The following is a 24,071-nucleotide window of genomic DNA, read 5'->3' on the forward strand; positions in this document are numbered from 1 at the left end:
AGTATGAAAATAACAAAAGATACGCTAACAAAAGATCCGAGAACCAGCGATTGTTATAGTACAACTATTTTATCTGGACAGCAGAAAATCAATATCAGTCTAAATTTAGATGAAATTGCTTTAGATGAAATGATTGCTTTAGGAAATTCATTTTTAGAGGACTTTGAGAATAAAGAGAAAAAAGCAACCGATGAAATCGTCAGTGCGTTTTACGAAAATTACAATGAAAACTGGGCCGATGAAGAGAATGGATATCCTGTATTAAGCGCGGAAGAATTCAGACAGAAGCTAACAATAACTACTGTTGATTTTTACGCAAAAAACTTGATAGATGTCATTTATAATGAAGATGGTATGTTTGGTAATCATTATTTAATCGCGCAATCTTACGATGGTGAAAATTTTGACGATAGCACTATGTTTGGTTAAAAAAAAACACGAAAAATGACTGTAGAAGATCTAAAAAATAAAATTTCTAAACCGGTTACTAAATTTACTACTGGTGGCTTTAGACCCAAAAATACTATTGAAGAAAGTTGGATTGGTAGAGTCTTTGCGTATCATGAAGATGAAGACATTCCGTTAGATAAAAACGGAGATCAAATGTTTCCGTTGGCGCAATTTTACCTTCCTAATTTGCCTTACGTTCATCCAAGTCTTAAGAACACAAAACTCATCACTGTTTTTGTTTCCGCAGAATGGCCGGAGTGTTTTGAAGAAATGGGAGACCATTGGCTTATTAGAGAATATGACAGTCTAGACCGTATCAAAATTAAAAATTTAGAAACGCCTAATTCAGTTGTAAAACCTTTTCCGTTACAAGCTGAATTAGACGACAATGATTTTCCCTTATGGGATGGTGGCGGTTTATCTCTAGAAGATACAGACGAAATTTTAAAATTAGAAGACGAAGGCATTATTGACGATTATTTTGATATCACGGATCACATCTACGACCATAAAATAGGCGGTTATCCTTCCTTTTGTCAATCTGGAATTGGTGATGCAGAGGGTTTTGGTAAAGGTTTTCAGTTTGTGTTTCAAATTGTGTCAGATTATAAGGCAAATTTCAACGTAGTAGATGGTGGCAGTTTAATGTTTGCCAAAAATAGCGACATCAAACAGTGGAGTTTATATTATGATTTTTATTAAAAAAAGATTACTTATCTCGGAGGTAAATCCAATCCTAAAAATATAACTAATTTAAAATATTAAAAAAACAATGAGTCAAGATAACAATATCGTTTTTGCCGAACAAAATCAAAAAATGAAAGCGGCTTATCGTAAAGCACAAGATACGTTTAACTATTTCTGGAGAGAACTATATTGGGAAGCAAAAAGAGTTGTTTCTGCGCACGATTTAGCATTAGTAAAAATTCCTTTTCAGCAAATGGCTGGAGGTGATGACCAACCTACTGTAGAACATATGTGGATTAGCGAAATCGCTTTTGATGGGGAATATATTACAGGTGTTTTAATGAATTCACCTAACCTATTAACCAATGTTGCAGAAGGCGATATCGTAACCAGAAAAGTCTCGGAAATATCAGATTGGATGCTAGCCATAGACCGTAAAACGTATGGCGGTTACACCATTCAGGTCTTACGTTCAGATATGACGGAGGACGCCAGAAAACAACACGATGACGCTTGGGGATTAGATTTTGGAAACCCTAATAATATTTTGGTGGCTTATCAGCAAGAAGAAAACGAAGAAAACCTGATTGAACACCCAATGAGTAAAGTAATGGAACAACCGGCTAGAGATTATTTTGAAGCGAATCTAGATGTGGTTAAAGCTGTAGATGAAAATGGGGTGACGCGATTACACACAGAAACTATTGCGGGAAACAAAATCGCTGTGGAGATTTTATTAGAATTAGGTGCCGATAAAAATGCTAAAACCAACACAGGAAAAACAGCCTTAGATTATGCGACGGCCTTAAATTGGGAGCATATTATTCCGGTTTTACAATAATATTATAAACATTCTTTTAAGAATCGAACGTACATTTATTTCATAAATTTTGATATTCTAGAATTTATAATTGAAAAAACAATAGAATGAATAGCATCGCAGATAGATACATTTCAAAACTTAAAAAGGCCTATTATAAGGCTAAAGGCAAAGCTGTTTGGGACCATTTTGAGAGCGTAAAACACGGTGCATCTCAAGATATAGACCAAATTAAAGCTATATTTCCAGACGTTTCTGAAGCACTATTGCATTTATTACAGTTTGTAGATGGCACCTACTGGAGAACGTATGGTGACGACGATATTACGTTGTTCTTTTTTTGTTCAGATATGGTTGAATATCCGTATTATATATTGTCTTCAGCACAGATTATTGAAAACAAAAATGTAGCCGCAAGCTATTATTCAGATTATATCGAGAGAGCTTATGAAGGTGTTCCTATTGATGAAAAAATCACCAATAAATCGGAACATCTAAAGTGGCTTCATTTTTCAGATTGTATGAATAATGGCGGAACCTCTCAGTTGTTTATCGATTTTAGTCCTTCAGAAAAAGGAACAAAAGGACAAGTTGTGCGGTTTCTTCACGATCCAGATGAATTTAAAGTAATAGCAGATAGCTTTGAAGACTATTTACAAATGTTGATGGATAAGAAAATGGATTTTATTAATGAAGATGATTTAGAATAAGTCTAGTTTTTAAATCCATTTTAAAACGGAACTTATAGCCACACAATGAATTCTGATACCTTAGAATTTATAATTGAAAAAACAATAGAATGAATAGCATCGCAGATAGATACATTTCAAAACTTAAAAAGGCCTATTATAAGGCTAAAGGCAAAGCTATTTGGGACCATTTTGAGAGCGTAAAACACGGTGCATCTCAAGATGACATAAATGAACTTAAAGCCGATTGTCCTGCGATTCCTGAAGCTTTAATTCAGCTATTACACTATGTAGATGGTACGTATTGGAGAACGTATGGCGATGAAGATATTGCGTTTACATTATTGGGTTCTGATTTATCTAAACGTGACTATTATTTATTGTCATCTCAACAAATCTTAGAAAATCAAGGTGATGCACCCTATAATTTTCAAGATTATTTAGATGGAGAATACGATGGTGTAGACAGAGATGAAAAAATCTTAAAACACGCAAAAGACCTTGATTGGCTTCATTTTGCAGATTGTACAAATAATGGTGGAACCTCTCAATTATACATCGATTTTAGTCCTTCTGAAAAAGGAAAAATGGGTCAGATTGTGAGGTTTCTTCACGATCCTAATGGGTTTGAAGTCATTGCAGATAGTTTTGAAGCCTATTTACAAATGCTGATGGATAACGAGTTCTCTTTTATTAGAGAAGGCTATTTAGAATAAAATAATCTTTAAGCAAGTCATAAAATGAATTTAGAAACCGCTATCACACTAATTAAAAACTTCAACGTCAATGACGATATGGAGGATTATGAAGTTAGTGAATTTTTTGATGCTATTGGCGATGAATTAGAAGATGTAAATCGTTTTACAGATTCACAAAAGCAACAACTTATTCAAACACTTTTTAATTTTTTAAAACGTCAAGATCCTGAATTAGAAGAAGATTTTTCATTTATCCATTTTATAGAAGCCATAGATCAACCAGATTACAATATTTATAATGCTGAATTATTCAAATTCAATACAGAAAACGGTACGATTACTTCGACACTTTTATTAAATAGATGTATTAATGGTTTAAAAAAAGAGGAACGAGAAAAACATATAGATTTATTAAAATCGATTGCAGATAATGCTAATTACACCGATTTTGTTAGAACTGAAGCATTAAGTTATTACAAACATCAAATAGCAAAATTATAAATATGGAAAACGCACTTTCTAAATCTAAAAATATTTTAATTGATTTAAGTACTTCCGAAGCTGTTTCAGAAGGATTACAATACGTATTAACCCATTTTAATGGTGTGGTAGTAAAGCGTTATTCTGAAATTACCACGATGGAAAAATCAATCCGAATTTTTGCTGTTGGAGATATAAGTTTGTTAGATGCAAAAGCAGAAGACATTTTCATTATCAAAGAATTTTCTTCTAATTACGAAAATCTTACAACGCCAAACTTAAAAGTGATTACTGAAGGGCAAGTTCCTGTAAATATAAAAAATGCAGGTGTGTTTTATCGTCAGTTTTTTGAAGACGAGAATTACTTTTCTAAAATAGAGACAGAGCATCAATTTCAACATTTAACTGAATCGACCAAACAATCTGTAGCTTTAAGAAAAGGCATTTATTTAAGTGAAATCACCAAGGAAAAATCAGAAAAAAATGAAGAGCAACTTCATTTTAAATTATTAAGATGTTCTACCAACTTAACAGGGCCAACAGATAATTTTAGAGCCACAGATACGTATATAGTCAACAAAATTAATGAAGCGGTAAAATTTGATTTTGAAAAAGAGACCGAATTAAACCACGTATTAGCTCAGATTTACGAGAATAAAAAGAAAGATAAAGACCATCCTAAAGATGTAAAAGCCAAAATAAAAGCACATTCAGATAAAACCAAGGATATGCCAAAAGAAGGTTTAATTGCCTTCTGTACGTTTTATGATACAACTAATTTTGATAAATTGAGTCCTTCTAAAACGAATAAGTTTGATAGAGTTTATGGCAAATCTAGCGGATTAAGTCGCTTACTTTTCAAACTTAAATTGTCTGTAAATGATGCTACTTTAGTTAAAGAATTTTCGGTGACTTTATATCCGAATTCGGTGTTTTTAATTCCGTTATCGACCAATCGTTTGTACACGCACGAAATTAGACCTTCGGTTTTAGATATCGATTTAATTCCGATTAGAATGGGGTATGTCATACGCTGTTCTAATCTAGAGGCTGTTTATACAAACGGCCAAACTTATATTAAAAATGAAGACGAACGGATTAAGTTAGAACCAATGGTTACCGAAAATCTAGAAGATTTAAGAACGTCTTATTACGAAGAAAACAAGACCGTAAAACGTGTAGATTATGGTAAAGTTCACTTTAGTATGAATACTGGAGATTATAAAAAACCAATCTATTAATCTGAAAGCATTATTGTATGAATACGCATCCGTTTTATAAAACGACACTTCCTTTAAAAACCAATTGTTTCGAATCTTTATCTGAAGAAATCAGTTTTGAAGCCTTAGGCAAAGGACGCGTTGGGAATACTATAATAAAGTGCTTAGATAAAGGTATTCCTGTAGTAAGAACAACAACGAAGTTTAGTATTCCTGCTCATTATTTTACTGTAAATCATCTTGATATTTTAAATCATATAAATAACACATTAGAAGCCGAAAATCGACCAAAAACAGCTTTTAACTGTGGACTTATTGAAATATATGACGAGAGTTATACCAAAATGGGCTATCATTCCGATCAAAATTTAGATCTAGAACCGAACTCTTATATTGGTTTGTTTTCATGTTATAAAAATCCTGAAACGCTTACGGATGCAACAACTCGTATTCTCAGAATTAAAGATAAATCTACCGAAGAAGAATTTGATATCGCATTAACACACAATTCTTTTGTTTTATTTTCTGTGGAAATGAATGCTAAATATTCGCATAAAATCATTTTAGAAAACCCAAGCCGTGAAGCGTTAAAATTAGCCGATAATAAATGGCTTGGTATCACTTTTAGAACCTCTAAAACCTTGGTTGAATTCAGAAATAATAAGCCCTGTTTTGAAGATGGTTCTGTGATGGAATTGGCAAATGAAACGCAAGAAAAAGTATTTTATAAACAACGTGGACAAGAAAATAGAAGTTTGAATTTTACTTATCCGCCTTTAAAATATACACTTAGTAAAGCTGATTTAATGTTGCCTTTAAAGGCAGAACAGTAATTACAAAATAAAACAACAAGAATTATGATACTCGCTTTTGATACTTATTATTACGACGGAAAGGCCAAAACCATTGCGGTAAGCTTTAACGATTGGGAAGATGAAGCTCCAACGCAAATTTACACCGATATTATTGAAGGTGTAGCACCATACGAACCAGGTTCCTTTTATAAACGCGAATTACCGTGTATTTTAAGTCTTCTTAAACAAGTAAATCTAGAAGAAGTAGACTTAATCATTGTAGATGGTTATGTGATTCTAGAAGAAAAACATTTGGGTTTAGGTGGCTATTTGTACCAAGCTTTAGAAGCCAAAATTCCGGTTGTAGGTATTGCAAAATCTGAGTTTGTGTCTAAAACTTCTGTATTTAAAGAAGTGTTTCGTGGCGAAAGTAAGAAACCATTGTATGTCACCTCTATTGGTACAGATAGGAATGAGGTTTGTAACGCCATAGAACGTATGCACGGTAAATACCGAATGCCAACATTACTACAAATTGTAGATACTAAAACAAAAGAAAATACTAAGAACTAATACTTTTAAAAATTACAACTATGAATGAAAATTTAATTATAACCTCGGTAGATGAACTAAAACCAATGTTTAGAAAAAATTACAGGGAGTTTATTGCAGAAAAACCAAGGACTGTAATTTTTGAGGAAGAAGAATTTACCTTGTATAATTTTGAAAAGATGATGAAACGTACCAACATCGATGGAATGGAAGTTAGCCATATTTACGCATTACATCCGTACGTTAAAACGTTAAGTGAATTTATGAATCCGTCATTTAAAGATTTAGATGGGTACAAGTGGAGTTTAGAAAAATTAGCTTTAGGTAAAGCTATTGGTGCTAATTCTGAAGGTGATTTATTGTTTTTTGGTTGCTATGATAATACTAAAGTACATGTATTTCGTCACGATGATGGCAGTATAAAGAGAACTAAATTAACTTTGTTTGAAATTATAAAACAATTTTCTGAGTAAATTTTAGATACTCATCGTAAGTAATAAAAAAGCCCAATTATAAATTTTATAATTGGACTTTTTAGTTTTTTTATAACTGAAATTATTCGGTGTATCTTAAAAACAAATGCTTTTTATTTTTAATGATGTCTGCTAATTTTTCAAATTCTGATTCGGTGGTGTTATACAATTTTGCCAAGTCGGCTATCAATGCTTTTAATTCATTGGCTTTTAAAGGCTCATTTTTAATAAATCCTAAAAAGGAAGCTCCTATACCAAAAAGTTCAAGATTATAGGTTTCAAATAAGTGTTTTGATAGCGCGTAATTTTCAAAAGGACTGAAGTCGGCATCAAAATATCCATTCGGAAATCCAGTAAGTCCTTCGTATGGTTTTTCAACAGGAAGAATTTTCAAGATAACTTGTTGGTCTAAAAAGGCTAAAGGAGATTCGTTAATATTTTCTAAATCTAAAACATCGTCTTCAGCATTGTCTATGCCTTTTTCACAAACCGTTTTAAAATCAATCCCTTTTGTTTGTTTTAAAAAGTTTTCTCGGATAATGAAATATTCCGATGGAGTAGAAAGATGCCCCAAATGCTCGTTATCTTCATCATAGCACGCTTCATCGAGTCCGGATAAATCATAACCGTCTGTATCTAGCAGAGAATTGTAATCACAAGCGTGACCACTGGTATATTCAGCTTGACCTAAATCATCAAGCGTTAAGATTACAGTCTTGTCAGGATGATTTTGTTTATAGGTTTGGTAAACGTCCATAAGTTCCTCATACGACTTTATATTTTCGATTAAAAAACTCTCAAATAACCTTTCGTAATAAGGCGAACGATTATTAGTTAATTTTTCTATGTTCATAAGTTTTGTTTTAAATGGCGGGTAATATCAGAAGTTATGCAATAGCTTCTTTACTAAACTCTTTTTTTAATTTAGTATAACCTGGAGTTATTAAGTATTTGTATTTTTCAGCATTCATATTATAACCACCAAAACCAGAAATATAATATTTTAGTTCTTTCAATTTTAGCTTTCTAAAGTATTCCGGTACTGGATTTTCAAATTTACAACCATCAATATCTAAACGCTCTAGTTTTGGTAAATCTGCAATCCATGTTGGTAAATCTACAAAATCATTTCCGCCGAGCGACAATGTTTCTAATGTTGTAATTGTTTTAAGATACTCTGGTAAAATATCAAAATTATGGTTGATTAAAAATTCAGTAAGGCCTAATTCAGTAATGCTTTTTGGTATGGTTTTTACATCTCGACTAATACCTAATAAATCTAGTTTTTTTAAATTTATAAATTGGTTTAATTTAGAATAACCAATCATTCCAAATTCGTAACTCAATGCGATTCTTAATGTATTTAGTTGTGGCGCATATAATGTTTCTAGTGTTTCAAACGTAGTATAGCTTAAATTTAAATCTTCTAAATGAAGTAATGATACTTTTGGAAATCTTTCAGAAACATCATAATGTGCTAAATCTAATGTTTTTAAATTTGGCAGGTTACCTATTAAATTTTGTAAGTTTTCAGCCTTATAAAAGTGTAATTTTAAGTGTTTTAAGTTAGGAGCAGGATAGCTAAGTATAGCAGAAGAGCTTTCGTCTTTATTTTCTAAATGTAAACTTTTTAATTGTGTGCAATGTTTAAGGATGTCTTTAAAGTTGCTGGTATTAGTATATGCTTTTAATTCTATTAAGTTTTCTGGTTTTGGTAAGTATTGTGTAAGATCTTCTTGCGCTTGTTTTCCTTGATCTAAAAATACTACATGCAATTTTTTAGTAATTAAAGTACTGAATAAATCTTTAGGATTTTCTAATTGGAGATTTCCAAAACTAGCTTCTTGAATTTCTAAAATGTGTTTGCCAGGAATAAATCCTTTAATTTCAAACAGATCTAATTCTTTTATTAGTGTAGGCAAATTATCCCCGTTAAGCGTAAGATTTCTACAGGATCTAAAACTTAAAAGCTCCATATGTTTTAAGTTTTTCAATCCATCAGGAAACGCTTCTATATTTACATCGTATAATTTTAGGTGTTTTAGTTTAGTACATTTATCAATATTTTTCCATAACATATCTGTGTTATTACCTTGATGTATATCGATAGATTCAATATTTTTTAATTGACCTAATCCCCCAGTTAACTTAGAAAAATCTTTTATATAATGAATTTTCAACTTTTTTAGACTACAGAAATTTTTAGGATTTTTTAATATGTAGTCTAATAATTTAATATCTCTAATTAATAATTCTGAATTTAAAAGAGGGGTTCCGTTACTTACTATGCGTATATCATTATCTAAAGTTATGTAACTGCAATTAGTTGTAAATATTTGATTGTCTTTTATTTCTTTAATTAGTGGGATTTCTCTAAAATTCATTACTAATAACTGATCTAAATTGCTAAGACCTTTAGGTAATTCACTTAATCTGGGACACTTATAAACCTGTATTTTTTCAAGCTTTTTAAGTTTAGCAATGCTTTCTGGTAATTTGCTAATATTATCTAAACGGATAAAGTTTAATTCGGTTAAACTTGTAGGGAGTTTTAGTAGAGAGGTGTCTTTTAATTTGATATTAAAAAAATAGAGTTCTGTTAGATTTGTAAGTTTATCTATATGCAGTGATGCTTCACAATTTGTAGCAATATTATGTAATCTTAACTTTTTTAATGATTTTAAATTCCATAAACTATTTGGAAATGTCTCTAAGTTCGTTAGATTTATTGTTAATGTTTCTAACTGTTTTAAAAGCCCTATAGAAGCAGGTAAATTTTTGTACTGTCCTTTTATTTCTAAAGATTTAAGTGAAGAAATATTACAAATCTCATCTGGAATTTCTTCTTTAAAAACATCTGTAATTCGAAGTTCTGTTATGCTTTCTAAACGTGAAATTAGTTCAGGTTGTTTATCTAATTTTTTTGCAATAGATTCATCATCAATACAAAGTAATGAAAATTCCATCATTGTATACAATTTTCCAATAGGAAATAATGGGTCTTTAGTTCCAAATTGAAGAAATGATTTTAATATTTTAGTCGCATCTTTTCCGTTTTCTGGTAATTTATAACGCGTTTTAAAAGCATTATTAATTTGAACAGTACCATGTTTTTCAAGAGTTTCAGAAATTTCAGTAATAATATCTTTATTTCTAGATAGTTTTCCTATAATAAAAAGTTCGTATAGAAAATCTTCTGGATAATTATGAACTGTTTTTATATCTTTATAATATGTAGAAATGTATTGTTTATTAAATTTCATATTGTGTTTTGAAAACGTTGAAGTTAGTAGACTACTTTTATTAATTAGAAAAAAGAAGTGAGGTGTTTTTATATGTAATTTTAAACGGCTATACGAGAAATTAGTTCCATTTTTTTAAGAACAATAGGTACAAATAATGCAAACTTTGCATTAAACTCTTCTTGAGTTTTTGCAGTATTTAAAGTATCTCCCATAGTTATCCAAGTAGAATACAGCGCATCTTCTAGGGAGTCTTCGTCAGTGTCGATATTTAAGTTTTTAATTAATTTAAAATTTTCATCCAGATTATAAAATCCTGTATCCTTTACTATCTCAAAAACAAGCTCAAAGATACTTTGGGTGTCCATAAGTTCACTAATTTTAAGTTCTGTTTCTTTGGAAGCACTTATAGATTCAAAGACATCAACCATTAAATTTTGTACTCTACCATTTATGTTAAAATCTAGATATTTCAAATCCTTTAATTTTAAAATGTTAATATTTTATAGGTGTTTTTTGATTATGATAAGGCTGCATGTCCGGTTATTTCACCGTCTTTAACAACAAAAAAGATGTTTGCAATAGGAGCGTTACCATAACTATCATCTTCCCAAGCATTTTTGTGTAAGTATAAAAATGTGTTTAATAATTCATTATCTGCATCTTTAGAGATTACCATCATACAAGAACGTCTTGGAATTGAAACTAATAATTCATCAGCCTCTAGCATCTTATGAGCTTTTAGCATATGCGATTTAGATAGAATTCTTTCACTTGAAAAAGCATGTCCGCTAGCGGTAAGGACTTTGTTTTGTAAAGCTTTAGAATATTCAAATTCTGTATTGTAATTGTCTATGTTTTCGAAAGCTTCATTCATTATGAATTGTCCATCCATAGTTTTTAAATGGTCGTGAGTTAAGAACACAAAATTATCGGGTGTATCCATACCATAGGCAATAACAACTTCTAAATCGCCATCTTCTTCTGTACCAATTAAATTAGAACTTATTGCACCAGCTCTAAGCCCAACCCAATTTCCTGGTTTTAAAATTGGATATATTTTTTGATCACTATTTTTAGTTTGCTCAACTATTTTGTCAATTTCAGCTCTAGATTTTTCGGCTCCGTAAATTGTATCGCTCATGATTCTACGTGTTTAAAATGTATTACAAATTTATAGAAGGATATAAAATCCTCTCTCACTGAATTCCGCTATTTATGTATTTAGTATTTAATTGTATATGATATTTTATTAATTCTTAAAAAAAAGCTATTTATAAGAATTGGAATATTTTATAAGAGAGAAGTAAGGGGAGGGGAATAGAAGATTTTTTTTTACTGAATAAAAAAAATCTTTATCGTTAACTATGTTCTGTTAACGATAAAGAAATATGTATAAGTGTAAATGATGTTTATATTCTATAAAGGAATATGGCCTACAATGTCACAGTTTTTCACAGAATATACCAGGTCTGCTATACGCTCGTTAGGGTTCTCGTCATCATTCCAATTGTATTTATGTAGGTAAGCGAACTTATCTTTAGTGTCTTTATCTGCGTGTTGTGAAATAATCATTAACTCGCCATATTTTGATGTCGACACAAATAAATCTTCAGCTTCTAGCATAGCGTGTGCTTTTTGCATTTCTACTTTGCTAAAAACACGTTCACTCGCAAAATAAGATCCTACAGAAATAAGGGCTTTATTGTTTAAGGCTTCAGCATATTCTAAGGTCGATTCTAAATCGTCTAAGTTTTGATACGCATCATTAAGCAGTGTTGTTCCATCATAAATATCTAAATCCGACATCGTTAAATACACAAAACCATCAGGTGTGTCTACACCGTAAACAGCAACTATTTTAGAAGGATCCCCTTCATTATCGCCTTTTATAGCGGTGGTTTGTAGAATTTCACCATCTAAGCCTTCCCAAGTTCCTGCTTTTACAATAGGAAAAACTTTGTATTCGCCTTGGCTAGCTTTTGTTACGATAGCTTTAATGTCTTCTAAATTATCTGTTCTATTAAGTGGATTTATTTTCATCTTATGTGTTTTATTGTTTTCCACAAAACTAGAGAAGCATCTCAGTTTTTTTATCACGGTATTCAGCCATTTGAAGATGTAGTGGTTTGCTTTTTAAGCTGAATTTCTGTTCGTTTTAGGCCTAAAAAAAGGTGTTCACGTTCTTGTAAACACCTTTTTTATTAGTGGTAAGTCGTTATGTTTTATTGATAGTCAGACAAGTTATCTAAGGCGATATGTCCCGTAATTCGGCCTGCTTTCATGGTGAACAGAATATTTGCTATTGGCGCATTGCCATAACTGTCGTCTTTCCAAGCATCTTTGTGTAAGTTTAAAAAAGCCTCAAGTAGTTCTTCGTCAGCATTTCTCGAAATGACCATCATGCAAGAGCGTCTAGGAACAGAAACAAATAATTCGTCGGCTTCTAACATGGCGTGCGCTTTTAGCATATGTGCTTCATTGAGAATACGTTCACTAGAAAAATCATTTCCGCTAGAGGTTAGAACCTTATTTTGTAATGCTTCAGAATAGGTGAATTCTGTTTCATAATTTCCTAAGTTTCTAAACGCTTCATTTGTAATGTCTTTACTATCTATGGTTTCCAAATGTTGCTGTGTTAAAAACACAAAATTATCTGGAGTATTTACACCATAAGCAATAACGACTTTTGGCCCAGCTTCTGTTTGTATTAAATTAGAATTTAATGCTCCAGCTCTTAAACCCACCCAATTTCCTGGTTTTAAAATAGGATAGATTTTTTGATCACTATTTTTAGTTTGTTCAACAATTTTCTCTATTTCTTCTGGTGTTTTTTCGGGTCCGTGAAGTGTACTGCTCATTACATTAGGTTTTTATTATTTACTATAAACTTGTAAGTATAAAAAAGCATTCTTAATGTTAAGAATGCTTTTTTTATGAGTATTTATTTGGATAAATTATAATGGAATATGTCCTACAATATTACCATCTTTTACAATAAAAAATGAATTTGTAATAGGTGCGTTCCCAAAACTATCATCTTCCCAAGTATGGTTGTGTAAATACGCAAATTTATTAATGGTGTCTTCATCTGCTTGTCTTGAAATAATAGTCATGCACGTTCTTCTAGGGATAGATACTAATAATTCTTCGGCGTCTAACATAGCATGTGCTTTTAACATATGTGTTCTAGAAAGAATGGTTTCACTAGAAAAATCGTTTCCGTTAGTACCAACTGCTTTATTATCTAGAGCTCCAACAAATTCTAATCCTGTATCACAGTTTGCTAAATTGGTAAAGGCTTCTTGCGTAATTTGTTTGGCATCCATAGTTTCTAAGTGCTTTTTAGTTAGAAACACAAAGTTATCAGGTGTATCTATACCGTAACCTATTACGACTTCAGCACCATCTTCAGACGGAATTAAAGTAGAACTCAAAGCGCCTGCTTTTAATCCAACCCAGTTGCCAGGTTTTAAAATAGGATAGATCTTTTGATCACTATTTTTGGTTTGCTCTATTATTTTTTCAATTTCTTCTTGAGATTTTTCTTTACCGTGAAGTGTACCGCTCATAATGTTGTTTTTTTATTATTTATCACAAAATTAAAGAAGCATCTCAGTTTTTTTATCACGGTTTTCAGCCATTATGAGATTTAATGGTTTACCTAAATAGGGTGTTTTTGTTTAGTTTATTGAAAAATAAAAGCTGTTCTTACGGATAAGAACAGCTTGATTATATCTGACAATTAGCTTGTTTTGATACTGACAATAGTTACGGACAATCTAATGACGACATTAAAAACTGGCCATCTTGATTTTTGATAATTGCCATACTACGTGTGATGCCTATGCCTTTAAAAATGTATTGGTTGTCTTTCTTTTCTATAAACTCAGGCATCAGAATAAAATTCCCTTTTGAAGTGATATCGATTTTCGGGTTATGTACCGGCAACTGGTGATAGACTTCATTTAGTCCCATATGCTTATATAGATATGTGTTTTCAAAACCATCATTAAAATCCGTGTAAGTGTGAACGACATGCTCATAGGTGCTTATGATTTCTTCAACTTCATATGGCTTGTTGTTATAGTGTTCAATTCTTGTTTCTGTTGTTTTATGCTTTAGTGCTCCTTTAAGATCAGGAATAAGAACGCCGTCGTATACCTGTTCTAATTGAGGTTTAAAAGTTGTCAAGTCTGAACTGTGAATAAACCCAGAACAGACTTGATGTCTTACTTTAATAAAATGTCCATGAAGTTGTAAACCTTCACCAATGTGTATGGATTGTTTTGTTTCAACAATTTTCTCTGCAACAATTCTTTCTCCAACTGTAATGCGCGTTATCAATTTTGAACCTAACGAAGGTTTTTCATAAAGTTCAGCACCAAAAATATTGATGACAAAGAACGAATTCTTGTCACTTATTTCTTTTGAGGAATTACTCGTTGTCGTTTTAAGACCTTCGCTGTTCATTGTTTCAATGTTTTGAATTGAAGCCCTTGATATCATTATCTATTATGAATAAAAGACGTTACTAAATTTACAACATAGCGTTTAGATTTATAGATATACGATTCCTTCTCTATTACCACTTTTTATGTATAAAAGTATATTAGCGATATGCGCATTGTGGTTAGTTGTATCGTTCCAATTATGTCTATGCACGTATAAAAACATATCTAAGAGCTCTTTGTCAGAATCTTTAGGAATAATAAGTATATTACCACGTCTAGGTATAGATACAAATAATTCTTCTGACTCTAAAAAATCATGAGCCATACGCATCTGTGTATAACTAAGGGCTCTTTCATTCGAAAATCGAGTTCCATTAGAACTCAACACTTTATTATCAAATTCTTTTTCAAAATTAAATGCTTGTTCAAGCTCGTCTAAGTTGTCGCTAGCTTCTTGATATAAGTTTCTATTTCCAAAGAATTCTTTATGTTTCTTTGATAGATATACCAAACCATTTGGCGTTTCTACGGCATAAGATTTAACAACTAAAGGGATATGATCATCATTATCTTCATAAACTTCTACATTATAGAGCGCACCATTTTTAACACCAGGCCAACTTGCTGGTTGTAGCACAGGATAAAGTTTATATTCTCCATCTACAGCTTTTTGTACGTCTTGGTCTATTTCTGCTAAATATTGTTTTTTTTCTTGATCTGTCATGAGTATAGAGGTGTAATTAATTTAAAACAAATATATAAGCGTATGTGATGAGCTTTATCCCTGTATTCTGTGATTTTAGGAAGTAGTGAATCTAAAAAAGGCATTCTATTAATAAGAATGCCTTTTTGGAGGAGAGCTTACGTATAAAAACAATGGTTTTTAAACTGAACAGTTCTGTTTTTTTTTGAACTTAGCGTTTAACATTTAAAACGTATAAACATCTACTATATCTTTGTTAAGTTGGTCTTTAGTTATGTTTTTGGTTACTTTTTTAGTAAAATTAGGTGTTTGAATATAATAGGTAATTTCACCTTCTTTATTATTAGCGTATTTCACTTCCAAAGTATTACTGCCTTCAACTAGATTTAAATCTGTAAGTCCTACTGAATTTCCATAAACCATTACATTTTCTTTATTTAAAATTACTTGAAGAAAACTAGCTTCTTGAGAAAAAATAAATGAAGCATCTGTATTCCCTAAACTCACTAAGTTGTTTTCAGAGTTCTGATTTTCATTACCAACATAGAATTTTGAAGTGACACTTCCGGATTCTTTTTCACTCGAAAAGTAGTAAAGAGGTGTATCGAAACCTGCACGCACTAAAGCAAAGCTAAATTTTTTGTTTGTTAAAGCATATTTGGAATCGTGTTGAAATTTTAATTCAATTGTATTTTCTCCTTCTTTTAATATAAAAGCCATTTGTTCTTGTACAAAAGAGGGCAATTCTTCTATTTCAGCTTTTAACGGATTATCGGTGTCAAAAATTTTCATATCACCAACATACCCTTCTCCAATAATTACTCCGTTAATTTTAAGTTGTACGTTATACCTAAGGTTTTTGCCATAAACAAAGCATTTTACAGGATCTAAATTTTTATGATTCATACTTAATAATAATGTTGAAGTTAATATAATGAGAACTATGTTAATTTTTTTAGTCATTAGATGTTATAGATTAATATTATCTAAGAAAAATAGTTTTAAATAGCAGTTACTATTTTTTATATACGTTGTTTATATTAATTGTTTTCTGTCCAAATGGTTTTATATCTCTCACAAACAACCAATATGTCTTCTGTTGGATTTTCAATTGTACTTGCAAAAAATCCCAATGTGCTTTTTTCCATTTTTGGAGAGGTTCAATATCTGTTCCCATATCTAATTGAGTGTATTCTATAGAAATCAAATTAAAGGGAATTGTATCTACTTTCATCGTTTCAATTATCGCTTTTGCTTTGCCGTCAAAATCTGTTACAATTAGTTTTGTTCCTACTTTAGGTAACCCAAGATCAAGTTCTTCATTTTCTATTTAATAGATACTGTCATTTTTAGTCTTAGATTTACAACTCATAAAAATTAAAAACAACGCAATAATTAGATATTTTATAAATGTATTTTAAGTCGATTGATATATGTGCATTAGTATTTTAGATGCATAATATGATTGGGATTACTATGTGTTTCTGATATTTTAAAATCAAATGCGCCTACAATTTTAAATCCCATTTTCTGATAAAAGTTTACGGCCTTTTTATTTTCTATCCAGACCGCAAGCCAAATACCATTTTGATGCTGTTTTTTTGATAATTCAATATTAAATTGAAACAATTTAGACCCTAATTGTTTGCCGTGAAACGCTTCTAAAAGATAGATGCGGTCTAATTTCGTAATGTTTAAATCAGCTATATTTTTGTTGCTCGTATCTAATTCAATTTTTGAAAATCCTGCAATATCACCGTCACAATAAATAAGATGATAACGAACTTTCTCATTGTTAAATTCTTTTAGGATAGCTTCCTTATTATACGTTTTAGAAATATAACTTTCTATGTCGGCTTTAGAAGCACTATGTCCGTGAGACTCCCTAAACGCTTGTGTTCCGACTTCTACAATGAGATTCGAATGTGTAGCGTTCGCTTGTATAATTTCAACCATTTTAATTTACTTTACTTCTTTATTCTGAAGGTTCTTTTTTGTTATTCAGTCTAATATATAAAGAAAGGTATTCTAGTGGATAAGAATACCTTTTTTAATATATAAATCGAGTAGGGGATTAGTCTACTTTATAAACCAATTTCATGGTAATAGAAGCTGTTTTTTCTCTAGAACTGGTGTTTAATGTACCACCCCAAGAATAATCTTCGCCTGAATTTTGCCCTGTAATTTGAAAGATTCCCATTTTAGCCGATTCTAAATCGCTTAATTCGCCTCCTGAAAACTCTGCAATTTTTTCTGCACGTAATCTCGCATCTTCTGTCGCTTTAGAAATCATTTCAATTTTAAGATCTGCTAGTTTGGTATAATAATAGCGTGGCGCTTGCGAATAGAACTGAACACCTTGATTTAATAACTCTGTGATTTCTCTAGAGACTTTCTCAATTTTATCGACGTCCTCAGACTTAATTTCTAAAGACTGTGTGAGTTCATAACCAACGAATTCTTCGCCTGCATAATCACCATTAATAGTGTATAATTGCTTGGTTTTTTGTCGGGTTTGTACAGCAGAATAGACAATCTCTTCAGATGGAATTCCTTTCTTTTCTAAATAGGTGTTTATAATACTTTTGTTTTCTTCTAAAGAGATGTATGCTTGTTTTAAATCGATACTTGTAGATCCGAAACTCCCTTCCCAAACAATTAAATCGGAAGAGAAATCTGCTTTTCCTAAGCCTGTGACTTGAATTTCACCGTCTTTTTTATTTCGGTCGGTGTAGGCTTTTCCTAAAAATATGGAAGCGGCAACGATGGCTATTCCGAAAATGATGGCGTTTGAATAATTTTTCATGATGTTTTTATGTTAAAATTTGTTTATTTATTGATTGTGATTTTAATCGGTATTTAAAGTTAAAGTTTTAAGTTGAATGGTTTTAGAGTCCTGATATTGAAATGTGCCGTGTCCCGAAACTTGTTTTGTATATAGGGAATAATCATTGCCAAAAGATAATCTGGCTTCGACGTCAAATTGAAAATTAGCTTGTTGAAATGTGAAGGTTTTGTCTTCATGGTTTATGGTAACATGTTCTGGTTTTAGAGTGACGTTCCATAAGCTTGAAGCATAATTCCCCAAATTGATATTGGCCAATAATGCGGACCACACCGAATGGTAATTCATGATTTGTTCTGCTAAGTCGTGTTTAAGCATTTCCATAGCTACAATTTACCAATAGGTACCGACTAAAAATGTAAGCCTGATAAAGGCAACCACACTATTGGACGTAAGTTGTAGCGGTGTGTTTAAATCGGTGATTTCATTATCGTCTACAAAAACCACGAATAATCCGTCTTTAAAGGCTAGCAAGACATTGTCTATAGCTTGCTGATGATTAGCTAGTGTTGTATTGGTAATCTCTCCAAAATCGACTTTACCACTTTGGGCTTGTTCTTGTATTTCGGCAGGACTTAAAAATCCGATGACGTTTACTTCGGTTCGTTTTTTATTATACGCCTCTACTTGATGTTTAACACAGCCAATTAATAAGTCTTCTAGGTTTTTAGGATGCGATTCTAAAGTAAAAGGCACTTCTTTTACTTTTTTCTTTCCCAATCTTTTAAGTTGTAATGTCAGTTCCATTGGTATACGGATTTTTTTGCGTTAGGGATTGACGTGGAAAGCCCACAGTGCGATAGCACGAGGACTTGCAACAGAAAGCCCGACCTCGCCTAAGCGAGGTAACGCCCTAATGCTTGTATTAACTATTAATTTGTGCCAAAATGGTTGGATCTTGGATTTTATTATCTTCTGACAGTAATTTCATTTTCGAAATAATTTCTGCCGATTTTGGATCTTCGTCTACGAAAGGCAAGAACATACGTCCGCGATGCTGGCTGTGCACTGGAATGATGGATAATGCCAATCCGTTTTTGCTAACCTGCCCACTGCCTAAATGAATGCTGTATTCGCCAAGTTTCCCTTTAATAAACAGGTGACGTTCTTTAACGGTAATGTTTTTAAGTTTGAATAATCTTGCAGATTCTTCGGCCAAGGCTGCACGCATTTGCATAGTACTATGGCTGGCTTCTGGATCTACACCACCAACGTGAGCAACACTTACCACAAGATCGACATCGCGCATAATTTCGCTAAACACTACAGGCGAAATCTCTGTAAGTGGGATTTTTTTGTAAGTATCGATGGAGTGAAAACAGATATCTTCTAGTGTTGGCGCTTCTGCATCTGATGGTGAATACCAATCTGCCATGGCGTACATGGTTGCTATAAAGCCGCGTTTATGATAGACTTTTTGTAAGCCTTCTTCCATACTTACCGTCCAACCGCGAGTTCTTAAAAGTGCTACGGTTTTTTTAGGCTGAATTTGGTGTCCTTGATAACGTTCGGAACGTGTGCTGTGTTCGCGTTCATCATCGGTGATTAAATACAACTCTCTAAAGACTTGCTTAAAGGGTTGTACTAAGCGTTCTGCAAATAAATGTTTTTGATAGATATCCCATTCTACATTTTTGTATAAATGTGAAGCGTGCGCGATAAGCAATACATCATCTTCTGCTAATTGGTGTGTTTTTCCTGTAGCGTCTGTTAAAATACCTTCCTTATAAAACCCTGTAATTTCTTTTTCTGGAACGTACATTACCAACTTGCTCAACATCACTTTAACGATAGGATGTTGCATCATGTTATGAATTTCTTGTGCTGTAAATTCATCTTCGTTTACCATGGCATTTTCTAATGATAAACGTGTTCTGCTATATTGTCTAGACAAGTATGTTTTGTTCTCTTTTAAAGCAATAACTTGTTTGTCTTTTCGCAATTTAGCAGGGATGTTTTTTAATGATTTTCCGGCTTTAGTGACTTTAAAATCTGTTTTACCAAGGTCATTAATTATTAATTCTATCTCTGTTTCTTCTATGGTAATTACAGCATTTTCCATGATTTTTTGGGTAGCTTTCGCTTCCATAGCCCAACTAAAACGCACACGATCTTGATAACCTGCATTACGAGATAAATTATCTAAACCAATTTCTACAGCAGTAGCTTCACTTTCTTGACGTTGTGGTCCAAATTGCTTGCTTTCTTTTAAGAAATCTTGCAACAGGTTGTATCGCTTTAATAAATCTTTTTCTGGTACGGTTTTACTTAACGGAATTAAACCTAAAGCACGCACGTAATCTTTATCGCGTTTGTCTTTGATCTTCTTAAGCGTTTCGGTGATTTTTACTTCACCAAGCATCACACTAGAATATAATTTTACTTGTCTATGTCCGTTTCCATCGGTAATATATTTGGCTGCATCGTGTAGTAATTTCCAATTGGTTTTACCAATAGTTTTGTACACTCTGTTAAACCAATCTACATCTATAGCACCAAGTGCAAAATCACTTTTTGGAATGTTAGAATAACGCGAAATAATAGTTTCTTTTTCACTATTCATATAATCTGAAGCGTGTGCTTGAAACCACCAAACAGCATCTTCTAATTTCTCTAAGCCTAAGTATTCACCAATAATACCTGTCCATTGCGTGGCATAACATGCTAATTCTATTAATCGTTTTTTAGTCACTTTAGAAGCATCTGCACGTGCTGCAAAATCGGCATAACTTTCAGTATCTTTAAAAATCGATTTTTTTAGAAGACCACTAAATATTGTTTTTTTACTATCGCCGTAATAACTATAACCACGTTCAAAATTATCTTTTCCTAAACGTTCTAAAATTCTAAAAACATAATCTACACCTTCTACACTGTGAATACCACTCATGTATCCGGTTGCTGTTGTTTCTAGATCCCCTCGTTCTAATTCTGTTTCTAATAAATTGGTTTTTAAAGGCGCTAGTACGTGTTTAGGTACGCAATCTCTTTCTATCCATTTATAATTCATTCTATAATTAAAACCTCCATCCATAATGACCATTAACTCACGAGAATGTAAGGCTTGAAAGCGTATATCATCTTCATTAATTAATCCTTTTTTGAAAAGTCTTAATGTTACAGGAATACTAGGGAATGGTACTATGCCTGGTCTGCTAAATTGTTTGGTAATCACCTTGACATCGCTAGTTGTGTTAGGGTAGACAATATCTTGAGCTATTAAATACATGTAAAGTCCCCAATACTTTTGAAGTTGGGCTTCTGTAACTAGCTCTAAATTATTCATGCTTAAACTTGGTGCGAGTGGTAAAATGATGTTTGCCCAATTATACGTTTTAACTTCATAACGATATCTGGAAGATTGAAATTGAAGTAGCTTGAGTTTTTCAGGAAAATTAGCAATCATATCTTCCATAACATCTAGCTTAAAATTAGCTATGGTGCTTTCTTCTGCATAAACTTTAAATAGACGTATTAAAATTTTACTATACCCATCGGATTTTGAATGGTAACGATCTTCTTTATCTAGTTTTAACCCGCTTAAATCCGGATAATACTGTCTACCAAAAGGTTCTAGTTCTTTGTACTCACCAAATGGTGTGTTGCGGTTATTAATGTATCGAATGGTGGCATACATTTCAAAATCATTTAAACCACTTTTTTCATACCAAGCAATCCAAACGTTAGCTAGAGGTATATTATGTAAAAGTTCTTCTGCAGTAGCATCGTCTCCTAATTTTTTGATATCACGAATGCCTTTTTCTATGTATGTAGTTGCAATTTCACCATCATAAACTTCCGTTTGATATTCGTGCTGTTTATTTTGAGTAACAATATCAATTAGCTTATTAACTTCTTTTGTAATTTTATTGGCGTTAATAAACGCTTTAAATTTGAATCCTGAAGATTCTGAAGTGGTGATACCTAATTTATCAAAGATATTTGTCTTTTTCTCAAAACGAGATTGTGGGATGTATAAGGGTGTTAAGTTATCATAATCAATAGCTCCAAAGCCATTACTAAAATCGAATTCTTCGGCGTTATCTTTAAATTTATCTAAATAAACTTGTTCGTTTTTAGTGATTTTAGGACGTTCGTTATATAAACGAATCTGGTCTTCAACAAAATTAGATTCTCTATTTTCGTCGTGTAAAAGCGTTAACATTTCTAAACCGCCTAAACGCTGATCTATACTTTTTGCCGTTACTAAATTGGTAGCACTGTTTTTTAAACGGTCGGCTGGTAATTCGACTAGCAATTTAATAAGTGAAGTACGTAAACTTTTATGCTTTCGTCTTAATAAATCTTCAGCAATCTCTAAATCTTTATCATAAAGGTGCATTCTATTAAACAGGCTAAGTCCGGTAGACATTAACAACTCATTTCTGTTGTAAATGGCTTTTCTGGCTAAACCTCTTTTCCAAGAATTTTCATCGTAATCTAACCGTTTCTTTTTCTTTGCACTCTGTTCGTAATTGTAAAAAGAATAGCTGTAATCGTTCGGGAATACTTTACGGATGTAGCTTTCTCTAAATTCTGTAGGGAGTATTTCTAAGTCATTCGCAATTAATTCTAATTGTTCTTCATTCGCACCATTGATTAAAAACTGGTAGAAATAATAAGATGAAGGCGTAAAACTCCACCAAGAGAATATTTTACTTTCGAAAGTTTTTCCTTTATCTTCTGTCGTTTTTGCAACTTCAAATAGTTTTTTAAACGTTTCATTATCTAACACCATTGTTGATGGTAAGTTTACCGCCATCCAATGGTCTAACGCATAATCTTTACCTACGTTATTTTTGAAGTATTCGACTAAAGAATCGTTTGTTCTGTCTGTATTACTGATGAAGTATAAGGCTAGAATTTTTTTGTTTCTATCTTCTGAAGTATAAACCACGTCTAGAGCTTTAGCATTGGCTTTGTCTACGTCTAAAATAGCGATAGCCCATAATGCTACTAAAACTTCTAAATTGTCTTTACTTTTTAGAAGCGTATCAACTTCTTTTAAATTTAGAATTAAAGATTGCGCTAATTCTAACACACGATTAATTACTGATTTTTTAGGGGTTTCCCAATTTAAACCAAACCAAGTGCTTACCGCTCGAGTTACACTAGTAAAACGCGTTAAATCGTTTTCTAAAACCACATTAATCATATATTTTAATGCTCCCAGACCAGATTCATCTAAAGATTCTAAAATGGTTTGTCTTAACCCTTCTTGGCGTTGTGCTGCAAGTAATAACTTGGCAACCATTTCCCAATGTTTTTCCTCTTCAGAAAGTAACAAAGCTTTAATAATATCTGCACTTATGCCTCCAATTTCATCTTCATTTTGAATAATATCGTCTAATAATTCATCGAAAATACCATTGCCGTTATGAAGTAAAGTTGCTAAAAAGTAGCTGTTTCCATGAGGGAAATAGGTGCTGTATTGAAAATGTTCATGTAGTGTTAATCCACCAAACCCTTTTCTGCTTAAACTTAAAAAATGTGTAAAAACTTGTAATTTATTACGTAATGTATCTTCCGTTTTTACAGATCTAAATGCTTTTCTATTATAACCTCTTTGATAGGGAATTGTATCTATAAAATCCCACATATCTGCTAAATATGGTGTTTGGATAATACCATATAATTGCATGCCTAAACGCATACCTTCTGGGGTGCGCCAAGGATTTACATTGATAGCGTCTTCAAAAATAGCCATGTAATCGTTTAGGTTATAATAGGTTCTGCGTTCTCCTTTATCTATTCGACCTAAAATTTTAGCTAAAACACGATAAGGTTCAGAAAATGCACGAAACTCAAACCGATCTATTTCTGGTTTTTTATTTTTCTCAATATACTTAGTTGCTTCTTCTATTGGAATCATATGTTGTAATACTTAATATCTTGTTATAAATATAAAATATCCGCTTTTAAAAAGCGGCGATTATGGTTTGCAAGGTAAAAGTAAGATATCGT

The 24,071-nt window shown here is 32.0% G+C and carries 26 protein-coding genes; 10 read left to right on the plus strand and 16 right to left on the minus strand.

What is annotated here, in order from left to right; all coding sequences use genetic code 11:
- Nucleotides 1-3 precede the first annotated feature (3 nt).
- The 10 genes from Q1B05_RS07005 to Q1B05_RS07050 all read left to right on the plus strand — a co-directional run bounded on the left by Q1B05_RS07005 (nucleotide 4) and on the right by Q1B05_RS07050 (nucleotide 6,863).
- Nucleotides 4-429: a DUF2262 domain-containing protein gene (locus Q1B05_RS07005; RefSeq protein WP_299779024.1), complete on the plus strand. Its 426-nt coding sequence runs from the start codon at nucleotides 4-6 to the stop codon at nucleotides 427-429.
- Between the two features lie 15 nt (nucleotides 430-444).
- Nucleotides 445-1,152 (plus strand): DUF1963 domain-containing protein, encoded by a 708-nt coding sequence (locus Q1B05_RS07010; protein ID WP_299779026.1) that lies wholly within the window; start codon nucleotides 445-447, stop codon nucleotides 1,150-1,152.
- A gap of 70 nt (nucleotides 1,153-1,222) precedes the next feature.
- Nucleotides 1,223-1,978, plus strand: a complete 756-nt coding sequence (locus Q1B05_RS07015; protein WP_299779028.1) for a DUF2314 domain-containing protein — start codon at nucleotides 1,223-1,225, stop codon at nucleotides 1,976-1,978.
- Nucleotides 1,979-2,064: 86 nt separating this feature from the next.
- Entirely contained in the window at nucleotides 2,065-2,667 is a 603-nt protein-coding gene (locus tag Q1B05_RS07020; protein WP_299779030.1) for an SMI1/KNR4 family protein, read from the plus strand.
- Nucleotides 2,668-2,756: 89 nt separating this feature from the next.
- Nucleotides 2,757-3,362 (plus strand): SMI1/KNR4 family protein, encoded by a 606-nt coding sequence (locus Q1B05_RS07025; protein ID WP_299779032.1) that lies wholly within the window; start codon nucleotides 2,757-2,759, stop codon nucleotides 3,360-3,362.
- Nucleotides 3,363-3,386: 24 nt separating this feature from the next.
- A complete protein-coding gene (locus Q1B05_RS07030) occupies nucleotides 3,387-3,845 on the plus strand; it encodes a hypothetical protein (RefSeq protein WP_299779035.1) in 459 nt (152 codons plus the stop codon).
- A 2-nt stretch (nucleotides 3,846-3,847) separates the two neighbouring features.
- Nucleotides 3,848-5,065 (plus strand): hypothetical protein, encoded by a 1,218-nt coding sequence (locus tag Q1B05_RS07035; protein WP_299779037.1) that lies wholly within the window; start codon nucleotides 3,848-3,850, stop codon nucleotides 5,063-5,065.
- Nucleotides 5,066-5,082: 17 nt separating this feature from the next.
- A complete protein-coding gene (locus Q1B05_RS07040; protein WP_299779039.1) occupies nucleotides 5,083-5,877 on the plus strand; it encodes an alpha-ketoglutarate-dependent dioxygenase AlkB in 795 nt (264 codons plus the stop codon).
- A gap of 24 nt (nucleotides 5,878-5,901) precedes the next feature.
- Nucleotides 5,902-6,411 (plus strand): endonuclease V, encoded by a 510-nt coding sequence (locus Q1B05_RS07045; protein WP_299779041.1) that lies wholly within the window; start codon nucleotides 5,902-5,904, stop codon nucleotides 6,409-6,411.
- 20 nt (nucleotides 6,412-6,431) lie between these two features.
- Nucleotides 6,432-6,863, plus strand: a complete 432-nt coding sequence (locus Q1B05_RS07050) for a hypothetical protein (RefSeq protein ID WP_299779043.1) — start codon at nucleotides 6,432-6,434, stop codon at nucleotides 6,861-6,863.
- 82 nt (nucleotides 6,864-6,945) lie between these two features.
- Here the strand turns inward: Q1B05_RS07050 and Q1B05_RS07055 are convergent, their stop codons facing one another.
- From Q1B05_RS07055 to Q1B05_RS07130, 16 genes are all read right to left on the minus strand, one after another.
- Nucleotides 6,946-7,716, minus strand: a complete 771-nt coding sequence (locus tag Q1B05_RS07055; protein WP_299779045.1) for a hypothetical protein — start codon at nucleotides 7,714-7,716, stop codon at nucleotides 6,946-6,948.
- Between the two features lie 34 nt (nucleotides 7,717-7,750).
- Nucleotides 7,751-10,126, minus strand: a complete 2,376-nt coding sequence (locus Q1B05_RS07060; RefSeq protein ID WP_299779047.1) for a hypothetical protein — start codon at nucleotides 10,124-10,126, stop codon at nucleotides 7,751-7,753.
- A gap of 80 nt (nucleotides 10,127-10,206) precedes the next feature.
- Complete coding sequence (locus Q1B05_RS07065) at nucleotides 10,207-10,581, minus strand: hypothetical protein (RefSeq protein ID WP_299779049.1); 375 nt, start codon at nucleotides 10,579-10,581, stop codon at nucleotides 10,207-10,209.
- 44 nt (nucleotides 10,582-10,625) lie between these two features.
- The gene (locus Q1B05_RS07070) at nucleotides 10,626-11,249 is read right to left on the minus strand and encodes a hypothetical protein (protein ID WP_299779051.1); all 624 of its coding nucleotides are present in this window, start codon (nucleotides 11,247-11,249) and stop codon (nucleotides 10,626-10,628) included.
- A 275-nt stretch (nucleotides 11,250-11,524) separates the two neighbouring features.
- Nucleotides 11,525-12,148, minus strand: a complete 624-nt coding sequence (locus Q1B05_RS07075) for a hypothetical protein (protein ID WP_299779053.1) — start codon at nucleotides 12,146-12,148, stop codon at nucleotides 11,525-11,527.
- 182 nt (nucleotides 12,149-12,330) lie between these two features.
- Nucleotides 12,331-12,966, minus strand: a complete 636-nt coding sequence (locus Q1B05_RS07080; protein WP_299779055.1) for a DUF1444 family protein — start codon at nucleotides 12,964-12,966, stop codon at nucleotides 12,331-12,333.
- Between the two features lie 96 nt (nucleotides 12,967-13,062).
- Nucleotides 13,063-13,677 carry a DUF1444 family protein gene (locus Q1B05_RS07085; protein WP_299779057.1) on the minus strand — a complete coding sequence of 205 codons (615 nt, stop codon included), beginning with the start codon at nucleotides 13,675-13,677 and terminating at the stop codon, nucleotides 13,063-13,065.
- A gap of 199 nt (nucleotides 13,678-13,876) precedes the next feature.
- Nucleotides 13,877-14,452 carry a hypothetical protein gene (locus Q1B05_RS07090; RefSeq protein WP_299779059.1) on the minus strand — a complete coding sequence of 192 codons (576 nt, stop codon included), beginning with the start codon at nucleotides 14,450-14,452 and terminating at the stop codon, nucleotides 13,877-13,879.
- A gap of 213 nt (nucleotides 14,453-14,665) precedes the next feature.
- Nucleotides 14,666-15,283, minus strand: coding sequence for a hypothetical protein (locus Q1B05_RS07095; protein ID WP_299779061.1), 618 nt, complete (start codon nucleotides 15,281-15,283; stop codon nucleotides 14,666-14,668).
- Between the two features lie 204 nt (nucleotides 15,284-15,487).
- A complete protein-coding gene (locus Q1B05_RS07100) occupies nucleotides 15,488-16,168 on the minus strand; it encodes a hypothetical protein (RefSeq protein WP_299779063.1) in 681 nt (226 codons plus the stop codon).
- A gap of 109 nt (nucleotides 16,169-16,277) precedes the next feature.
- Entirely contained in the window at nucleotides 16,278-16,592 is a 315-nt protein-coding gene (locus Q1B05_RS07105; protein WP_366944349.1) for an ASCH domain-containing protein, read from the minus strand.
- 110 nt (nucleotides 16,593-16,702) lie between these two features.
- Entirely contained in the window at nucleotides 16,703-17,218 is a 516-nt protein-coding gene (locus Q1B05_RS07110) for a GNAT family N-acetyltransferase (protein WP_299779065.1), read from the minus strand.
- A gap of 118 nt (nucleotides 17,219-17,336) precedes the next feature.
- A complete protein-coding gene (locus tag Q1B05_RS07115) occupies nucleotides 17,337-18,068 on the minus strand; it encodes an SIMPL domain-containing protein (RefSeq protein ID WP_299779067.1) in 732 nt (243 codons plus the stop codon).
- A gap of 42 nt (nucleotides 18,069-18,110) precedes the next feature.
- Nucleotides 18,111-18,431 carry a hypothetical protein gene (locus Q1B05_RS07120; RefSeq protein ID WP_299779069.1) on the minus strand — a complete coding sequence of 107 codons (321 nt, stop codon included), beginning with the start codon at nucleotides 18,429-18,431 and terminating at the stop codon, nucleotides 18,111-18,113.
- 9 nt (nucleotides 18,432-18,440) lie between these two features.
- A complete protein-coding gene (locus Q1B05_RS07125; protein ID WP_299779071.1) occupies nucleotides 18,441-18,854 on the minus strand; it encodes a hypothetical protein in 414 nt (137 codons plus the stop codon).
- A gap of 118 nt (nucleotides 18,855-18,972) precedes the next feature.
- Nucleotides 18,973-23,979: a DUF4132 domain-containing protein gene (locus tag Q1B05_RS07130; RefSeq protein ID WP_299779073.1), complete on the minus strand. Its 5,007-nt coding sequence runs from the start codon at nucleotides 23,977-23,979 to the stop codon at nucleotides 18,973-18,975.
- Nucleotides 23,980-24,071 lie beyond the last annotated feature (92 nt).

Origin of the sequence: uncultured Formosa sp. (assembly GCF_947500765.1) — a bacterium.
GTDB lineage: Bacteria > Bacteroidota > Bacteroidia > Flavobacteriales > Flavobacteriaceae > Formosa.

Coding starts and splice junctions, on each gene's coding strand:
- Q1B05_RS07035 (WP_299779037.1), top strand. CDS start 3,848: ATGGAAAACGCACTTTCTAAATCTAAAAATATTTTAATTGATTTAAGT.
- Q1B05_RS07055 (WP_299779045.1), bottom strand. CDS start 7,716: ATGAACATAGAAAAATTAACTAATAATCGTTCGCCTTATTACGAAAGG.
- Q1B05_RS07075 (WP_299779053.1), bottom strand. CDS start 12,148: ATGAAAATAAATCCACTTAATAGAACAGATAATTTAGAAGACATTAAA.
- Q1B05_RS07120 (WP_299779069.1), bottom strand. CDS start 18,431: ATGGAAATGCTTAAACACGACTTAGCAGAACAAATCATGAATTACCAT.
- Q1B05_RS07040 (WP_299779039.1), top strand. CDS start 5,083: ATGAATACGCATCCGTTTTATAAAACGACACTTCCTTTAAAAACCAAT.
- Q1B05_RS07005 (WP_299779024.1), top strand. CDS start 4: ATGAAAATAACAAAAGATACGCTAACAAAAGATCCGAGAACCAGCGAT.
- Q1B05_RS07060 (WP_299779047.1), bottom strand. CDS start 10,126: ATGAAATTTAATAAACAATACATTTCTACATATTATAAAGATATAAAA.
- Q1B05_RS07045 (WP_299779041.1), top strand. CDS start 5,902: ATGATACTCGCTTTTGATACTTATTATTACGACGGAAAGGCCAAAACC.
- Q1B05_RS07130 (WP_299779073.1), bottom strand. CDS start 23,979: ATGATTCCAATAGAAGAAGCAACTAAGTATATTGAGAAAAATAAAAAA.
- Q1B05_RS07095 (WP_299779061.1), bottom strand. CDS start 15,283: ATGACAGATCAAGAAAAAAAACAATATTTAGCAGAAATAGACCAAGAC.
- Q1B05_RS07050 (WP_299779043.1), top strand. CDS start 6,432: ATGAATGAAAATTTAATTATAACCTCGGTAGATGAACTAAAACCAATG.
- Q1B05_RS07010 (WP_299779026.1), top strand. CDS start 445: ATGACTGTAGAAGATCTAAAAAATAAAATTTCTAAACCGGTTACTAAA.
- Q1B05_RS07085 (WP_299779057.1), bottom strand. CDS start 13,677: ATGAGCGGTACACTTCACGGTAAAGAAAAATCTCAAGAAGAAATTGAA.
- Q1B05_RS07110 (WP_299779065.1), bottom strand. CDS start 17,218: ATGGTTGAAATTATACAAGCGAACGCTACACATTCGAATCTCATTGTA.
- Q1B05_RS07125 (WP_299779071.1), bottom strand. CDS start 18,854: ATGGAACTGACATTACAACTTAAAAGATTGGGAAAGAAAAAAGTAAAA.
- Q1B05_RS07115 (WP_299779067.1), bottom strand. CDS start 18,068: ATGAAAAATTATTCAAACGCCATCATTTTCGGAATAGCCATCGTTGCC.
- Q1B05_RS07080 (WP_299779055.1), bottom strand. CDS start 12,966: ATGAGCAGTACACTTCACGGACCCGAAAAAACACCAGAAGAAATAGAG.
- Q1B05_RS07030 (WP_299779035.1), top strand. CDS start 3,387: ATGAATTTAGAAACCGCTATCACACTAATTAAAAACTTCAACGTCAAT.
- Q1B05_RS07100 (WP_299779063.1), bottom strand. CDS start 16,168: ATGAATCATAAAAATTTAGATCCTGTAAAATGCTTTGTTTATGGCAAA.
- Q1B05_RS07025 (WP_299779032.1), top strand. CDS start 2,757: ATGAATAGCATCGCAGATAGATACATTTCAAAACTTAAAAAGGCCTAT.
- Q1B05_RS07020 (WP_299779030.1), top strand. CDS start 2,065: ATGAATAGCATCGCAGATAGATACATTTCAAAACTTAAAAAGGCCTAT.
- Q1B05_RS07015 (WP_299779028.1), top strand. CDS start 1,223: ATGAGTCAAGATAACAATATCGTTTTTGCCGAACAAAATCAAAAAATG.
- Q1B05_RS07070 (WP_299779051.1), bottom strand. CDS start 11,249: ATGAGCGATACAATTTACGGAGCCGAAAAATCTAGAGCTGAAATTGAC.